At 66.0% G+C, this 15,257-nt stretch carries 15 protein-coding genes; 13 read left to right on the top strand and 2 right to left on the bottom strand.

Annotated elements, in window-relative coordinates:
* Nucleotides 1-7 precede the first annotated feature (7 nt).
* From cyoB to CA234_RS11710, 6 genes are read left to right on the top strand one after another with little or no spacing between them, the layout of a single operon-like run.
* A complete protein-coding gene (gene cyoB / locus CA234_RS11735; protein WP_125974401.1) occupies nucleotides 8-2,008 on the top strand; it encodes a cytochrome o ubiquinol oxidase subunit I in 2,001 nt (666 codons plus the stop codon).
* 4 nt (nucleotides 2,009-2,012) lie between these two features.
* Nucleotides 2,013-2,639, top strand: a complete 627-nt coding sequence (cyoC, locus tag CA234_RS11730) for a cytochrome o ubiquinol oxidase subunit III (RefSeq protein WP_125974399.1) — start codon at nucleotides 2,013-2,015, stop codon at nucleotides 2,637-2,639.
* Nucleotides 2,636-3,028 (top strand): cytochrome o ubiquinol oxidase subunit IV, encoded by a 393-nt coding sequence (cyoD, locus tag CA234_RS11725; protein ID WP_126001772.1) that lies wholly within the window; start codon nucleotides 2,636-2,638, stop codon nucleotides 3,026-3,028. Before cyoC ends, cyoD begins: the two co-directional genes overlap by 4 nt.
* Before the next feature lie 23 nt (nucleotides 3,029-3,051).
* On the top strand, nucleotides 3,052-3,717 hold the full coding sequence (locus tag CA234_RS11720; RefSeq protein ID WP_126001771.1) for an SURF1 family protein: 666 nt from the start codon (nucleotides 3,052-3,054) through the stop codon (nucleotides 3,715-3,717).
* Nucleotides 3,714-4,985 carry an ATP-binding protein gene (locus tag CA234_RS11715; RefSeq protein WP_126001770.1) on the top strand — a complete coding sequence of 424 codons (1,272 nt, stop codon included), beginning with the start codon at nucleotides 3,714-3,716 and terminating at the stop codon, nucleotides 4,983-4,985. The genes CA234_RS11720 and CA234_RS11715 overlap by 4 nt, the downstream gene beginning before the upstream one ends.
* Complete coding sequence (locus tag CA234_RS11710; RefSeq protein ID WP_126001769.1) at nucleotides 4,982-5,509, top strand: response regulator transcription factor; 528 nt, start codon at nucleotides 4,982-4,984, stop codon at nucleotides 5,507-5,509. Before CA234_RS11715 ends, CA234_RS11710 begins: the two co-directional genes overlap by 4 nt.
* A 9-nt stretch (nucleotides 5,510-5,518) precedes the next feature.
* Here the strand turns inward: CA234_RS11710 and CA234_RS11705 are convergent, their stop codons facing one another.
* Nucleotides 5,519-6,754, bottom strand: a complete 1,236-nt coding sequence (locus CA234_RS11705; RefSeq protein WP_126001768.1) for a TetR/AcrR family transcriptional regulator — start codon at nucleotides 6,752-6,754, stop codon at nucleotides 5,519-5,521.
* A 139-nt stretch (nucleotides 6,755-6,893) separates the two neighbouring features.
* Between CA234_RS11705 and CA234_RS11700 the strand changes: the two genes are divergently transcribed.
* From CA234_RS11700 to manD, 5 genes are all read left to right on the top strand, one after another.
* Nucleotides 6,894-8,177: an acyl-CoA dehydrogenase family protein gene (locus CA234_RS11700; RefSeq protein ID WP_126001767.1), complete on the top strand. Its 1,284-nt coding sequence runs from the start codon at nucleotides 6,894-6,896 to the stop codon at nucleotides 8,175-8,177.
* 10 nt (nucleotides 8,178-8,187) lie between these two features.
* Nucleotides 8,188-9,273 carry a Zn-dependent alcohol dehydrogenase gene (locus tag CA234_RS11695; protein WP_126001766.1) on the top strand — a complete coding sequence of 362 codons (1,086 nt, stop codon included), beginning with the start codon at nucleotides 8,188-8,190 and terminating at the stop codon, nucleotides 9,271-9,273.
* The gene (locus CA234_RS11690) at nucleotides 9,270-10,286 is read left to right on the top strand and encodes a phosphotransferase family protein (protein WP_126001765.1); all 1,017 of its coding nucleotides are present in this window, start codon (nucleotides 9,270-9,272) and stop codon (nucleotides 10,284-10,286) included. The genes CA234_RS11695 and CA234_RS11690 overlap by 4 nt, the downstream gene beginning before the upstream one ends.
* A complete protein-coding gene (locus tag CA234_RS11685; protein WP_126001764.1) occupies nucleotides 10,283-11,080 on the top strand; it encodes an SDR family NAD(P)-dependent oxidoreductase in 798 nt (265 codons plus the stop codon). Before CA234_RS11690 ends, CA234_RS11685 begins: the two co-directional genes overlap by 4 nt.
* Nucleotides 11,081-11,221: 141 nt before the next feature.
* On the top strand, nucleotides 11,222-12,430 hold the full coding sequence (manD, locus tag CA234_RS11680; protein WP_125974379.1) for a D-mannonate dehydratase ManD: 1,209 nt from the start codon (nucleotides 11,222-11,224) through the stop codon (nucleotides 12,428-12,430).
* A 100-nt stretch (nucleotides 12,431-12,530) separates the two neighbouring features.
* Here manD and CA234_RS11675 read toward each other — a convergent pair whose 3' ends face one another.
* Nucleotides 12,531-13,154: a methyltransferase gene (locus tag CA234_RS11675; RefSeq protein ID WP_125974377.1), complete on the bottom strand. Its 624-nt coding sequence runs from the start codon at nucleotides 13,152-13,154 to the stop codon at nucleotides 12,531-12,533.
* Between the two features lie 206 nt (nucleotides 13,155-13,360).
* Here CA234_RS11675 and CA234_RS11670 point away from each other — a divergent pair, with 206 nt between their 5' ends.
* On the top strand, nucleotides 13,361-14,089 hold the full coding sequence (locus CA234_RS11670) for a phosphatidylserine decarboxylase (RefSeq protein ID WP_125974375.1): 729 nt from the start codon (nucleotides 13,361-13,363) through the stop codon (nucleotides 14,087-14,089).
* The gene (gene pssA / locus CA234_RS11665; protein ID WP_125974373.1) at nucleotides 14,086-14,910 is read left to right on the top strand and encodes a CDP-diacylglycerol--serine O-phosphatidyltransferase; all 825 of its coding nucleotides are present in this window, start codon (nucleotides 14,086-14,088) and stop codon (nucleotides 14,908-14,910) included. Before CA234_RS11670 ends, pssA begins: the two co-directional genes overlap by 4 nt.
* Nucleotides 14,911-15,257 lie beyond the last annotated feature (347 nt).

The following is a 15,257-nucleotide window of genomic DNA, read 5'->3' as shown; positions in this document are numbered from 1 at the left end:
CACTCCCATGTCTGACACCTTGATCAAGATGATCTTCGGTCGGCTCTCCATCGAGAGCCTGCCGATCCACGAGCCGATCGTCGTGGCGACCTTCGCGGGCGTCGCGCTCGGCGGTGTCGCGCTTCTGAGCGCGCTCACCTATTTCCGCCTGTGGGGCTATCTCTGGAAGGAGTGGTTCACCACCGTCGATCACAAGCGCATCGGCATCATGTACATGGTGCTGGGTCTGGTGATGCTGCTCCGCGGCTTCGCTGACGCGATCATGATGCGCCTCCAGCAGTCGATGGCGTTCGGCGCCAACGAAGGCTATCTCAACGCGCACCACTACGACCAGATCTTCACCGCCCACGGCGTGATCATGATCTTCTTCGTGGCGATGCCGTTCGTCACCGGCCTGATGAACTTCGTGGTGCCGCTGCAGATCGGTGCCCGCGACGTCAGCTTCCCCTTCCTGAACAATTTCAGCTTCTGGATGACGGCGGCGGGTGCGGCGCTGGTGATGGCCAGCCTGTTCATCGGCGAGTTCGCGCGGACCGGCTGGCTGGCGATGGCGCCGCTGTCGGGCCTCGACTATTCGCCGGACGTCGGCGTCGACTATTATATCTGGGCCTTGCAGATCGCGGGCGTGGGTACCTTGCTGTCGGGCGTCAACCTGGTCGCCACCATCGTCAAGATGCGCGCGCCGGGCATGGGCCTGATGAAGATGCCGATCTTTACCTGGACCGCGCTTGCCACCAACATCCTGATCGTCGCCGCTTTCCCGGTGCTGACCGCGGTGCTGGCGATGCTCAGCCTCGATCGCTATGTCGGCACGCACTTCTTCACGAACACCGCCGGCGGCAACCCGATGATGTACGTGAACATGATCTGGATCTGGGGGCACCCTGAGGTCTACATCCTGATCCTGCCGGCGTTCGGCATCTTCTCCGAAGTCACCTCGACCTTTTCGGGCAAGCGCCTGTTCGGCTATACCTCGATGGTCTACGCGGTGCTGGTCATCACCATCCTGTCGTACCTCGTCTGGCTCCATCACTTCTTCACGATGGGCTCGGGCGCGAGCGTGAACAGCTTCTTCGGCATCACCACGATGATCATCTCGATCCCGACGGGTGCCAAGATCTTCAACTGGCTGTTCACCATGTACAAGGGCCGCATCCGCTTCGAACTGCCGATGATGTGGACCATCGCGTTCATGCTGACCTTCGTGATCGGCGGCATGACGGGCGTGATGCTCGCGGTGCCCCCGGCGGACTTCGTGCTGCACAACTCGCTGTTCCTGGTCGCGCACTTCCACAACGTGATCATCGGCGGCGTGCTGTTCGGCCTGTTCGCCGGCATCAACTACTGGTGGCCCAAGGCCTTCGGCTTCAAGCTCGACAAGAAGTGGGGCCTGGTCTCCTTCTGGTGCTGGGTGGTCGGCTTCTGGGTGGCGTTCACGCCGCTCTACGTCCTCGGCCTCATGGGCGTGACCCGTCGTCTGCGCCACTTCGAGGATCCGAGCCTGCAGATCTGGTTCGTGATCGCCGCCATCGGCGCCGCGATCATCGCGGTCGGCATCGCCGCGTTCCTCCTCCAGATCTTCGTCAGTATCCGCAACCGCGAGGCGCTGCGCGACGACAGCGGCGATCCGTGGAACGCGCGCACGCTGGAATGGGCGACCTCGTCGCCGCCTCCGGCCTACAACTTCGCGTTCTCGCCGGTCATCCACGACCTGGATGCCTGGTACGACATGAAGGCGCGCGGCGCGAAGCGTCCGCTCACCGGCTACCTGCCGATCCACATGCCGAAGAACACCGGCGCCGGCGTCATCCTGGCGGGCTTCTCGCTGGTCGTCGGCTTCGCGATGATCTGGTACATCTGGTGGCTCGCGGCCGCGGCGTTCCTGGGCCTGCTGGTCACGGCGATCGCCCATACCTTCAACTATGATCGCGACTTCTACATCTCTGCGGAAGAAGTGACCGAAACCGAGAATGCGCGCACCGCGGTGCTCGCGCGCCATGGAGCCTGACGCGATGAGCGCCACGACCGTACCGACGGGCGATATCCCCGTCTTCTACCAGCTCGAGGAGGAGCATCACGAACCCGGCGGCAGCACGCTGCTCGGCTTCTGGATGTACCTGATGAGCGACTGCCTCATCTTCGCGATGCTCTTCGCGGCCTGGGGCGTCTATGGTACCAGTTATGCGGGAGGTCCCACCTCCCGCGAGCTGTTCGAGCTGCCGCTGGTGGCGGTGAACACGGCGATGCTGCTGTTCTCGTCGATCACCTATGGCTTCGCGATGATCGCCATGCAGGAACAGCGCAAGGGCGCCGTCCAGGCCTGGCTGCTGCTGACCGCGCTGTTCGGCGCCGCCTTCCTCGGCATCGAGCTCTACGAATTCTCGAACCTGATCCATGAAGGTGCGGGTCCGTGGCGCTCAGCGTTCCTGTCCTCGTTCTTCACCCTAGTGGGTACCCACGGCCTGCACGTCACCTTCGGCCTGATCTGGCTGTTCACGCTGATGGTGCAGATCGGCCGCAAGGGCCTGATCCCGGCCAATGTCCGTCGCCTGCAGTGCCTGTCGCTGTTCTGGCACTTCCTGGACGTGATCTGGATCGGCGTGTTCACCTTCGTCTATCTGTTTGGAGCCATGCGATGAGCGCGCACCCCCACAGCCACGCCGGCCATGACCATGGTCATGGCCACGATCATGGCCATGATGCGCCGCACTCCACCCGCGGCGGCTACATCACCGGCTTCCTGCTGTCGGTCGTCCTCACCGCGATCCCGTTCGGAATCGTGATGGGCGGCTGGATCGCCGACGCCCGCGTGGCGGTGGCGATCTGCGCGGCCCTGGCGATGGTGCAGATCGTCGTCCACATGATCTACTTCCTCCACATGAACAGCAAGTCGGAGCAGGGCTGGACCCTGATGGCGCTGGTGTTCACGATCATCATCATCGTCATCGCGCTCGCGGGCTCGCTGTGGGTGATGTACAACATGAACCTCAACATGATGCCCGGGATGGCTTCCGGCGCCGGCATGTGAGCCGGCCGGCTTCCCGCAACGGGATGGCGATCGCGCTGCTGCCGCTGATCGCCATCCTCCTCGGCCTTGGCATCTGGCAGGTCGAGCGGCGCGCCTGGAAGCTGGCATTGATCGACCGGGTAGAGCGGGGACTGGCCACGGCGCCGGTGCCCGCCCCCGGGCCCGCCGAATGGGCGGGCATCGATAGCGAAGCGAGCTATCGCCGCGTACGGATCACCGGCACCTATCTTCCCTGCCGCACCAAGCTGGCCCAGGCTGTCACCGAACTCGGGCCTGGCAAATGGGTGATGACTCCGCTGGTCACAGCGCGCGGCTTCACCGTCTTCGTCAATCGCGGCTTTCTGCCCGAAGGCCAGACGCTGCCCGACTGCATCACGACGAGCGTGAAGCCGGTCAGCATCTCCGGGCTTCTCCGCTTGAGCGAGCCCAAGGGCGGGTTCCTCCGCGCCAACGATCCCGCCGCCAATCGCTGGTATTCGCGCGACGTGGCTGCGATGGGGCAGGGGCTTCAGCAGCTCGCGCCCTATTTCATCGACGCCGATCGCAGCGGGGACGGCTGGCCGCGCGGCGGGATGACCGTCGTCCGCTTCGCCAACAATCATCTCGTCTATGCGCTGACCTGGTTCGGCATGGCGCTGCTGACCGCCTGGTTCGCCTGGCGGGCGTGGCGCGGGCGCGGAGACGCATGACCACGGCGACGCCGGAGGACGCCGCCCGCCGCAACCTGCTGCTGCTGGTCCAGCTGCGCTGGCTGGCGGTGCTGGGGCAGCTGACCACGATCCTCGGTGTCCACCTTGTTTTCGACGTCCGCCTTCCGCTGGTGCCGATGCTCGCCACCGTCGGCGTGCTGGTCTCGCTCAACCTGGCGATGTACCCGGCGCGGGCGCTGCGTCCGGCAACCAATGCGCAGGTGATGGCCGGACTGCTGGTCGACGTCATGTGCTTGACCGTGCTGCTCTATCTGAGCGGCGGCGCGACCAACCCCTTCGTCTCGCTCTATCTGCTGCAGGTGGTGCTCGGCGCGGTGCTGCTGGAGACCGCTTCCAGCTGGGCGCTGGTCTTCCTCACCAGCGCGGCCTTCGCCTTTCTGGCGGTCGTGCACCGCCCACTCCCTTTGCCGCCGATGCTTTCCACGTCGCTGTCGGGCGCGTTCCTGTTCGCTTTGTGGTTCAACTACACGCTCACCGCGACGCTGATCGTCCAATTCGTCACCCGCATCGCGCGTAACCTGCGCGATCGCGATGCGCGCCTCGCCGAATTGCGCCAGCGCGCCGCCGAGGAGGAGCATATCGTCCGGATGGGCCTGCTCGCCAGCGGCGCGGCGCACGAGCTGGGCACGCCGCTCGCGTCGATCTCGGTGGCGCTGGGCGATTGGCGCGCGGACCGGAAGATCGCCAAGGACCCGCAGCTCAGCGCCGAAGTGGCGGACATGCAGGCCGAGGTGGCGCGCTGCAAGGCGATCGTCGCCGGCATCCTGTTCGCCGCGGGCGAGATCAGCGGCGAGGCGCCCGAGCGTACGACGCTGCGCCGCTTCGTCACCGGGCTGGTCGAGGCCTGGCCGCGCAACGACAGCGTGATTCTCGACTATCGGCTCGGCAGCGACCTGCCGATCGTCGCCGATCGCGCGCTCGGCCAGTCGATCGTCAATCTGCTCGACAATGCGGTCGAGGCGGGGGCGACTCGCATCCGCTTGTCGGTCGGCCAGGACGAGGATGTGCTGGTCCTGTCCGTCCGCGATGACGGCCGCGGCTTCCCCGAAGAGATCCTGCCGCGCATCGGCGATCCCTATAACAGCAGCAAGGGCCGGCAGGGCGCGGGTCTGGGGCTGTTCCTGACCCACAATGTGCTACGAACGCTCGGCGGAACGCTGACCGCGCGCAATCGCGACGCCGGCGGGGCCGAGGTGCTGCTCCGGGTGCCCCAGGCGGCGCTCGCACTCGAGGATGAAGGCGAATGACCGCTCACAAATTGTTGATCGTAGAGGATGATGCGGTGTTCGCGCGGACGCTGGGGCGCTCGTTCGAGCGGCGCGGCTACACGGTTGAGGTGCGCAACGGGCCCGAGGATCTGGAGCCGCTCGCACGGGCGTTCGCGCCCGATCGCGCCGTCGTCGACCTGCGGCTCGGCGGCAGGTCGGGGCTGGTCTGCGTCAAGCAGCTGCACGAGATCGATCCCACGATGCGGATTGTCGTCCTCACCGGCTTTGCCAGCATCAGCACCGCGGTCGAGGCAGTGAAGCTCGGAGCCACCAACTATCTGATGAAGCCGGCGAACACCGACGATATCGAGGCGGCGTTCGACCGCGTCGACGGCGATGTCGATACCGAGCTCAAGGCGCGGCCGACCTCGATCAAGACGCTGGAATGGGAGCATATCCACCAGACGCTGGCGGATACCAACTACAACCTGTCCGAAGCGGCGCGGCGGCTGGGGCTCCACCGCCGGACGCTGGCCCGCAAGCTGGACAAGAAGCACCTCTGACGGGCGTCGTCAGCTCTCCAGCACCCGATCGTCGAACAGGCCATAGGCGAGGGTGGAGGCATAGAAGGCCACCGCCCGCTCGCGCGGCATCGTGCCGGCCCATTTGCGCATGTCGAACGCCGCGTTCTGCAGCGCCATCAGCGCCTGGCTGGCGACCAGCGGGTCGATCGCCCGGATCGTGCCCTCGGCGATACCGTCGGACAGCATGCCCGCGAAGCGCCGCGCGATCCGGTTCGAGCGGTCGAGCATCGTGTTGCGGACATGCGGCGGCAGGCCGGACAGCGCGGTGGTGCGCAAGAGGGGGCCGCGCTCGGAAAACTGATAGTCGAGCAGCGTCGCCAGCGTGCTCTCGATCCGCTGCCACTGGTTGCCGGCATGGCCCTCGGCCAGCCTTTGCGCATCGGCGAGGATGTCGAAGCTGCGCTTGTAGCAGGCAATCACCAGATCGTCCTTGGCGTCGAGATGGTGGTAGAAGCTGCCCTTGGTGACGTTGAGCTCGGAGGCGATGCGCTGCACCGAGGCGCCGCGATAGCCGAGCTCGTTGATCAGCCTGGTAGCCGCCAGCAGGAATGCCTCGCGGCCGGGCTCCGGCTCGTCATGGACCAGCTCGAACAGTTCGGGTGACCAGCGCTGCCCCGGCGCGGCGATGCCGTGGCGGAACACGTCCATCAGCCGCGCCTCGACCCGCGGATATTCGTCGATCTCGTAGCGCGTGATCCAGGCGTTCAGCCAGAAACTGTTCTCGAGCAGCACATGCGCGCGGGCGCCGCGCAGGTCGGTCTCGGCGCGGCTGCCGTCGCTGCCCCACAGGCTGCGGGTCTTGCGGAAGACGTTCCGCCAGCCCGCCATCAGCTTGCCCTTGAGCGGCTCCTCCATCGCGCGAAGGTCCGACAGCATCGCCACGGCCTGTTCCTCGCCCCGCCCGATCCGTGCCAGCCGCTCCATGTTGATGGCGAGGAACCGCGCAACGCGCGCCTCGGGCGTGGGCTCCGCCAGCGCCTCATCGAGGATGTCGTGCAGCCAGGCGAGTGTCTGCTCGAACGCGGCGGCGGCGAGGTCTTCCTTGCGCTTGAAATAATAGGTGACCGACGTGGTGTTGAGCCCCACGCGCCGCGCGACATCGGCGAAAGTCATGCCCTTCGCGCTCTGCTCGTTGATCGCGGCGGCGGCGGCGGCCAGGATGGCGTCGCGCTTGGCCTGGAACCGCTTGGTGTTGGTGGTCTCGGTCTTGGGCGGCGATTGCATCCCTCCAGCTTAGCCGTTTCCATGGCGCGCCCAAATGGTTTTTTGATCTCGGTATGCGGTAATTTGATCGGGCGGTGCCCTTTACCGAATATCGGGTACGGGCTAGGCTGCCGCCAAAGAACGACAGGAGAGCGATGCTATGGACTTCACGCTGAACGCGCGCGAAACCCATTTCCGCGACCGGGTGAAGGCCTTCATGGACGCCGAGATCCGCCCGCGCGAGGCCGAGTATCGCGCCGCCGCTGCGGCGGGCGAGCGCTGGTCGGTCAATCCCGTGCTGGAGGACGTCAAGGCGCGCGCCAAGGCGGCGGGGCTGTGGAATTTCTTCATGCCGCCCCAGTCCGGACGCCCCCATGTCGACGACAGCTTCGTGTTCGAGGGCGAGCAGCTCACCAATCTGGAATATGCGCTGTGTGCCGAGGAGATGGGCCGGGTTGGCTGGGCGTCGGAGGTGTTCAACTGCTCCGCGCCCGATACCGGCAACATGGAAGTGCTCCACCGCTACGGCACGCGGGTGCAGAAGGATGCGTGGCTGGCGCCGCTGATGCGCGGCGAGATCCGCTCGGCCTTTCTGATGACGGAACCCGCGGTCGCCTCTTCCGACGCGACCAATATCGAGACGCGGATCGAGCGCGACGGCGATCAGTATGTGATCAACGGGCGCAAATGGTGGTCCTCGGGTGCGGGCGACCCGCGCTGCAAGATCGCCATCCTGATGGGCAAAACCGATGTCGGCGCTGCCAAGCATGCCCAGCAGAGCATGATCCTGGTGCCGCTCGACACGCCGGGCGTGACCATCGAGCGGATGCTTTCGGTGTTCGGGTATGATCACGCACCCCATGGCCATGCCGAGATCGTGCTGCGCGACGTGCGCGTGCCGGCGGAGAATCTGCTGCTCGGCGAAGGCCGCGGTTTCGAGATCGCGCAGGGGCGCCTCGGGCCCGGGCGCATCCACCATTGCATGCGGACCATCGGGGTCGCCGAAGAGGCGATCGGGGCGATGGCCAAGCGCCTCGTCAGCCGCGTCGCGTTCGGCAAGCGCATCGCCGATCATTCAATCTGGGAGCAGCGCATCGCCCGCGCGCGGATCGATATCGAGATGACGCGGCTGCTGTGCCTCAAGGCGGCGGACTTGATGGACAAGGCCGGAAACAAGGCCGCCCAGCTCGAGATCGCGATGATCAAGGTGCAGGCGCCCGCCATGGCGCTGCAGATCCTCGACGACGCGATCCAGGCGCATGGCGGGGCAGGGGTGAGCGACGATTTCGACCTCGCGCACAATTGGGGCAGCGTCCGGACGCTGCGGCTGGCGGACGGCCCGGACGAGGTCCATGCCCGCGCGATCGCCCGCGCCGAGTTCGGCAAATATGCCGCGTTCAAGGCGGATCGCGCCTCTTCCGGCGATCTCGGCGTGAGCCGGTAGGAGGGGCGGGATGAAAGCAGCCGTTCTGTTCGAGGCCAAGACTCCGCTCGCGATCGAGGAGGTTCAGGTCTCAAAGCCCGGGCCGCGCGAAGTGCTGATCCGCACCGCCGCAGTGGGGGTGTGCCGCTCCGACCTGCACTTCGTCGACGGTGCCTTCCCGCACCCGGTGCCGACGGTGCCGGGGCACGAGGCTGCGGGGGTGGTGGAGGCGGTGGGGTCGGATGTCGCGCATCTGCGTCCGGGCGATCACGTCATCACCTTCCTCACCGCCTTTTGCGGCTCGTGTGAGTATTGCGTGACCGGTCGGCCCTCGCTCTGCATCGATCCCTCGACGCGGCGGCCCGCCGATGCCGAGCCGCGGCTGAAGCTCGCCGATGGCAGGCCGCTCGCGCCGTTCCTCAACCTCTCCGCCTTCGCTGAGATGATGCTGGTGCACGAAAATGCCTGCGTCGCGATTGCCAAGGACATGCCCCTGGATCGCGCCGCGCTGCTCGGCTGCGCGGTGATCACCGGCGCGGGCTCCATCTTCAACGACAGCCGATTGCGCCCCGGCGAGAGCGTCGCGGTGATCGGCGCGGGCGGGATCGGGCTCGCCGCGATCAACGCCGCCAAGATCGCCGGCGCCGGCCAGATCCTCGCGCTCGATCCGGTTGCCGAGAAGCGCGCGCTGGCCGAGAAGATGGGGGCGACCCATATGCTCGATCCCACGAACGAGGGTGTCGCCAAGCAAGTGCTCGCGCTGACCGGCGGCGGGGTCCACTATGCGATCGAGGCCGTCGGAAGGCCGGCAACGGCGGAGCTTGCCTGGCAGATCCTGCGGCGTGGCGGCACGGCGACAATCCTTGGGATGATCGCACCGGGCCAGAGCGTCAGCCTGCCGGGCCATACCTTCCTCACCGGCAAGAAGATCCAGGGCTCGCTGCTTGGCAGCACGCGCTTCCCGATCGACATGCCGCGGCTGGTGCAACTCTATCTGGACGGCAAGCTCGACCTCGACACGATGGTCGCGGAGCGCATCGGCCTGTCCCAGGTCAACGATGCGCTGGAGAAATTGCGGCAAGGCACGAGCGTTCGCTCGGTGATTACCTTCGCATGAGCGACCTCGACGAAACCCGCCTCGCCGCCTGGGCCTCGGCGCAGGTGCCCGGCTTCACCGGCCCGGTTACCGTCACCAAGTTCCCAGGAGGGCAGAGTAACCCGACCTATCGCGTTGAAAGTACGAGCGGTGCCTATGTCCTCCGTCGCAAACCGTTTGGAACGATCCTGCCCTCCGCCCACGCGGTCGAGCGCGAATATCGGCTGATCGCCGCGCTGCATCCCGCCGGCTTCCCCGTCGCGCGGCCCTATGCCCTGTGCGAGGACCGGCAGGTGATCGGCGCGCCTTTCTACCTGATGGAGATGGTCGAGGGGCGAACCTTCTGGGACGGGTCGTTGCCGGAGATGGCGCCGGCGGCGCGCACCGCGATCTACGAGGCGATCGTCGACACGCTGGCGGCGCTGCATCGGATCGACCCGGAGACGGTCGGCCTAGGCGACTATGGCAGGCCGGGCAATTATTTCGCCCGCCAGGTCGAACGGTGGACCCGCCAGTATCGCGCCAGCCAGACCGACGATCTGCCCGAGGTGGAATCGCTGATCGACTTCCTGCCGCGGACGGTGCCGCCGCAGACCCAGACCAGCATCGTCCATGGCGATTATCGCATCGACAACATGATCTTCGCCGCCGACCGGTCCCAGGTGCTGGCGGTGCTCGACTGGGAGTTGTCGACGCTCGGCGATCCGCTCGCCGATTTCTCCTATTTCCTGATGAACTGGGTGACCGAGCCGGAGGGCCGATCGGGCGTGAAGGGGCTGGCGGGGCCGGAGACGGGCATCCCGACGATCGAGGCAATGGTCGCGCGCTACTGCGCCGCGACCGGGCGCGACGGCGTGCCCGATCTCGACTGGTACTTCGCCTACAACCTGTTCCGCCTGACCGGCATCGTCCAGGGGATCAAGAAGCGGATGCTCGACGGCAATGCCTCGAGCACGCAGGCGGCCAACACGGTCGAGCGACTACCGGGGCTGGCGTCGGCGGCGTGGCATTTCGCGCAAAGGGCAGGGGAATGAGCGGCGGGTTCGATTTCACCGGCAAGGTCGCGGTGGTGACGGGTGCCGCCTCCGGCATCGGGCGAGCAACGGTTCGTGCCTTCGCGGCGCGCGGCGCGAAAGTGGTTGCGGCCGATCGCGACGCTGGCGTTCACGAGACGATTGCCGGGCTGGATGAGGCACTGGCGGTCGAGATCGATGCAGCCGATGAGAGCGACGTGCGGCGCCTTATTAAGAATACATGCGAACAATTCGGCGGAATCGACATCTTCTACGCCAATGCCGGCATCTCCGGTGGCACCGCAGGGATTTTCGACGCTGACGTAGTACTTTGGACGGAAGTGCTGCGCGTCAATCTCATCGGCCCGGCCCTCGCCATCAAGCACGTCGCGCCGCGGATCGTCGAGCGCGGCGGCGGGGCGATTCTGTGTACGGCAAGCGTCGCGGGGCTTCGTTCGGGAGCAGGCGGCACGCCCTATTCGGCGTCCAAGGCGGGGGTGATCAACCTGGTGCAGAGCGCCGCACAGCAACTCGCCACCTCGGGCGTGCGGGTCAACGCGATCTGCCCCGGGCTGATCGAGACCGGCATGACCCAGCGCGCGTTCGATTATGCGCGCGAGCAGGGCAAGGAAGAGAAGCTGGGCCAGCTCAATCCATTGCGACGCGCGGGGCGGCCCGAGGAAATCGCGCAGGTGGCGCTGTTCCTCGCGTCCGACGCGGCGAGCTATGTCAACGGGCAGGCGATTGCGGTCGATGGCGGGCTTAGCAGCAGCCATCCGGTCACGCGCCAGGTGTACGGCAAGCCGGCATTCTGAGCGGCGATATAGCCCTTCGCCGTTGAGGAAAATTTCAGCCTGTCGCCCCTACGGTATGCCCCGGAGGTCTGGCCAATCCCTTGACATGGGCGCGCGGATTGGTCAGGCCAGCGGCAACAAACAGCCTATAGAGGTAGCTCGATGAAGATCGTCTCGGCCAAGGTTATCGTAACTTGCCCCGGCCGCAATTTCGTGACGCTGAAGATCCACACCGATCAGGGCGTCTACGGCATCGGCGACGGCACCCTCAACGGCCGCGAACTGGCGGTGGTCTCGTATCTCGAGGACCACGTCATCCCCTGCCTGATCGGCATGGACCCGCGCCGGATTGAGGATATCTGGCAGTATCTCTATCGTGGTGCCTATTGGCGCCGCGGCCCGGTGACGATGCGCGCGATCGCCGCGGTCGACATGGCGCTGTGGGACATCAAGGGCAAAATGGCCGGCATGCCGGTCTACCAGCTGCTCGGCGGCCGCAGCCGCGACGGCGTGATGGTCTATGGCCATGCCAATGGCGCCGATATCGATCAGACCGTCGATGCGGTCGGCAAATATATCGATCTCGGCTACAAGGCGATCCGCGCGCAGACCGGCGTGCCGGGCATCAAGGATGCCTACGGCGTCGGCCGCGGCACCATGTATTACGAGCCCGCCGATGCGGCTTTGCCCTCGGTCACCGGTTGGGACACGCGCAAGGCGCTCAACTATGTGCCCAAGCTGTTCGAGAAGCTGCGCGCGACCTATGGCTTCGACCATCACCTGCTGCATGACGGCCACCATCGCTACACGCCGCAGGAAGCCGCCAACCTCGGCAAGATGCTCGAGCCCTACCAGCTGTTCTGGCTGGAGGACGTGACGCCGGCCGAGAACCAGGAAGCGTTCAAGCTGATCCGCCAGCACACCGTCACGCCGCTGGCGGTGGGCGAGATCTTCAACACGATCTGGGACGCCAAGGACCTGATCCAGAACCAGCTGATCGACTATCTGCGCGCGACCGTGGTCGGCGCCGGCGGCCTGACGCATCTGCGTCGCCTGGCGGATCTCGCCAGCCTCTATCAGATCCGCACCGGCTGCCATGGCGCGACCGACCTGTCGCCGGTGACGATGGGCTGCGCGCTCCATTTCGACACCTGGGTCCCGAATTTCGGCATCCAGGAATATATGCGCCACTCCGAAGAGACCGATGCGGTGTTCCCGCACGATTATCACTTCGACAAGGGCTATCTGTTCTGCGGCGAGGCGCCGGGCCACGGCGTCGACATCGACGAGGAACTGGCGGCGAAATATCCGTACAAGCCGGCCTATCTGCCGGTCGCCCGCCTCGAAGACGGGACGATGTGGAACTGGTAAGCCGAGCCGGGGCGGCGCTGTCGTCGCCCCGCTGCCTCGACCAAGAAAAAGGCGACTATGGAACCCCATGGCCGCCTTTTTTCATATCCTGTGGGAGGGTTCAGTCCTTCCAGGCCCACCAGAGCTGGGCGGGCGGGATGTTCCACCATTCCATCTCGTGCTCGATATGGTCCCAGTGCGGGGTCAGGAAGTTCCGGACATTGGGGTTGTACTGATAGACGAGGAACGCGCCGCCCGGCCGGAGGATGTCGCGCGTCGCCTTGGCGATCGCGTCGCCGACGCCGTCCGGCAGAGTCGAGAAGGGCAGGCCCGAGGCGATGTAATCCGCCTGCTCGAAGCCGTTGTCGCGCACGATCTTCTGCACTTCGGCCGCCGAGCCGAGCACCGCGACGAAGCGCGGATCGTCGATCGACTGGCGCAGATAGCGGATGAAATCGGGGTTGGTATCGATCACGATCAGCTTACCATCGGGGCCTAGCCGATCGAGGATCGGGCGGCTGAAGGTGCCGACGCCCGGTCCATATTCGACGAACAACCTGGTGTTCGCCCAGTCGACCTTGCTCAGCATGCGGCGAATCAGCCGCCCCGAGGACTGGGCGACCGCGCCGACCATCACCGGGCGCTTGAGGAACTGCTGCAGGAAGAACATCGTCGGCGAGGGCACACCGGCCGGACGGGTGCGACGGGCACTCCGGCGTTTCGCGGTGGCGGTCGAAGGGGGCATGGGCTTCCTTACGAAAATATGACGCTTCGGGACTTCGGTTGCGCAAATTCCGGCGGATATGCAAGCGACCGTCGTCGAAAAGCATCCCGATCCTGGCCACGGCAACAACGCCGGAGAGCCGCTTTGTTGCCCGGATTTTCTCTGCGCAGGGGGCTGCATGCAGGAGTGTCTAGGAAATCGGCTGCCGCGCGGGTACACCTGCGGCCATGACATCGCTCGACAAGCCTCCGGTCGGTACCTCGACGGTGAAGTGGCGTTTTCCCGATATCCACCCCGAAGGCCGCAAATATGTGCTGATCGTCGCCGCGGTCGCGCTGCTGAGCCTGTGGGTGTGGGACGTCCTCACCTGGCCGCTGCTGTTCCTCACGCTCGGCATCGCCGCTTTTTTCCGCGATCCCGTCCGGGTGACCCCGGTGGAGGAGGGGGTGCTCGTCGCTCCCGCCGACGGGCTCGTCACGATGATTCAGCGCATGCCCTTGCCCCCCGAACTTGCCGGCCCGCACGCGCTCGGCAGCGCGCCGATGGTGCGCGTGTCGATCTTCATGAGCGTGTTCGACGTGCATGTGAACCGCACGCCCATCACCGGAACGATCCGGCACGTCATCTACATCTCGGGCAAGTTCATGAATGCGGATCTCGACAAGGCCAGCGACGAGAATGAGCGCCAGCACATGGTGGTCGAGGATCGCGACGGGTTGCGCATCGGCTTTACCCAGATCGCCGGGTTCGTCGCGCGGCGCATCGTTGCCTTCGTCAAGCCGGGCGACATGGTCGTCGCCGGCCAGCGCATCGGCCTGATCCGCTTCGGCAGCCGGGTCGATATCTTCCTGCCCGAGGACTATGGCGCGCAGGTCGTCCTTGGCCAGCGTACCATCGCCGGCGAGACGATCATCGCTCGCCGCGGCATCCAGAATCTTGCCGGGGTAGCACAATGAGTGATCGTCGCCCGCGCATCGGGCGCGGGTTGGGCCGCAGGCCGGCGCTGCCGCGCGGCATCCCGCTGCGCGCGGTGCTGCCGAACGCGGTAACCGCACTGGCGCTCTGCTCCGGCCTCACCGGCATTCGTTTCGCCATCCTCGGCAACTGGGAAGCCGCGGTGCTGATGGTGCTCGCCGCCGCGGTGCTCGACGGCATCGACGGGCGTATCGCCAGGCTGGTGCGCGCCGAGAGCCGCTTCGGCGCCGAACTCGACAGCCTGTCCGACGCGATCTCGTTCGGCGTCGCGCCAGCGCTGATCCTGTATCTCTGGTCGCTCCAGGCGCTGGGGCGCTTCGGCTGGCTCGTCGCGCTGCTCCACGCGCTGTTCTGCGCGCTGCGGCTCGCCCGCTTCAACGCCCAGATCGATCTCGCCGAGCAGCCGCACAAGTCGGCGGGTTTCCTCACCGGCGTTCCTGCACCGGCCGGCGCGGCGCTGGCGCTTACCCCGGTATATCTCTGGCTGTGGACCGGTGAAGCGGTCACACGCCAGCCGATCATCATCGCCGTGTGGACGGTGCTGATCGCGATCCTGATGGTTTCCAGCGTCGCGACCTTCGGCCCGAAAATCCGGCTGCGCCAGAATGTCCGATTCGAGGCAATCGCGGCACTGGTCGCGCTCGCCGCGGCGTTGGTCTCAGCGCCCTGGACGACACTGGCGATCGTGGCGATCGCCTATCTCGCCAGCATCCCGTTCAGCATCCGGTCCTACCGCCGGATCAGGCGGCTGCGCGCTGCGGGTGGAGACGCGGCATCCGCGCCGGGACCGATCGTACCCTGACGCGCGACAGGCGCGGCGAGGGAGCGGGAAGAGCGACCGGCCGCGCCATGCCGAACAATTCGGCGAAGCGATGCAGTTGCGGATGAATGCTTGCGTAGAGCGTCCAGACGGCGGCCGTGAACGCCGACCCGAACAGAAAAAAGACAGCGAATCCAGTCATTACCCGGCTCCCGATCTTCAACGCCGATCCCAGCGGAACCCAAGAACCTCGAACCACCGAGACTCCCGCCTGTTCCATCAATCGCGTTCTGATCGCTGTATGTTCCATTCTTGTTCCAACGTCAAGCGATGTTCCGATAATGTTCCAGCTTGTGTCCGCCCGCGCAATCGACTAAGCGGCCCGCCTC

The sequence above is a fragment of the Sphingomonas sp. ABOLE genome (assembly GCF_003950455.1).
Taxonomy (GTDB): Bacteria; Pseudomonadota; Alphaproteobacteria; order Sphingomonadales; family Sphingomonadaceae; genus Sphingomonas; species Sphingomonas trueperi.
Note: the sequence above shows the minus strand (reverse complement) of the source record. Positions and strands in the feature narration are given on the sequence as shown.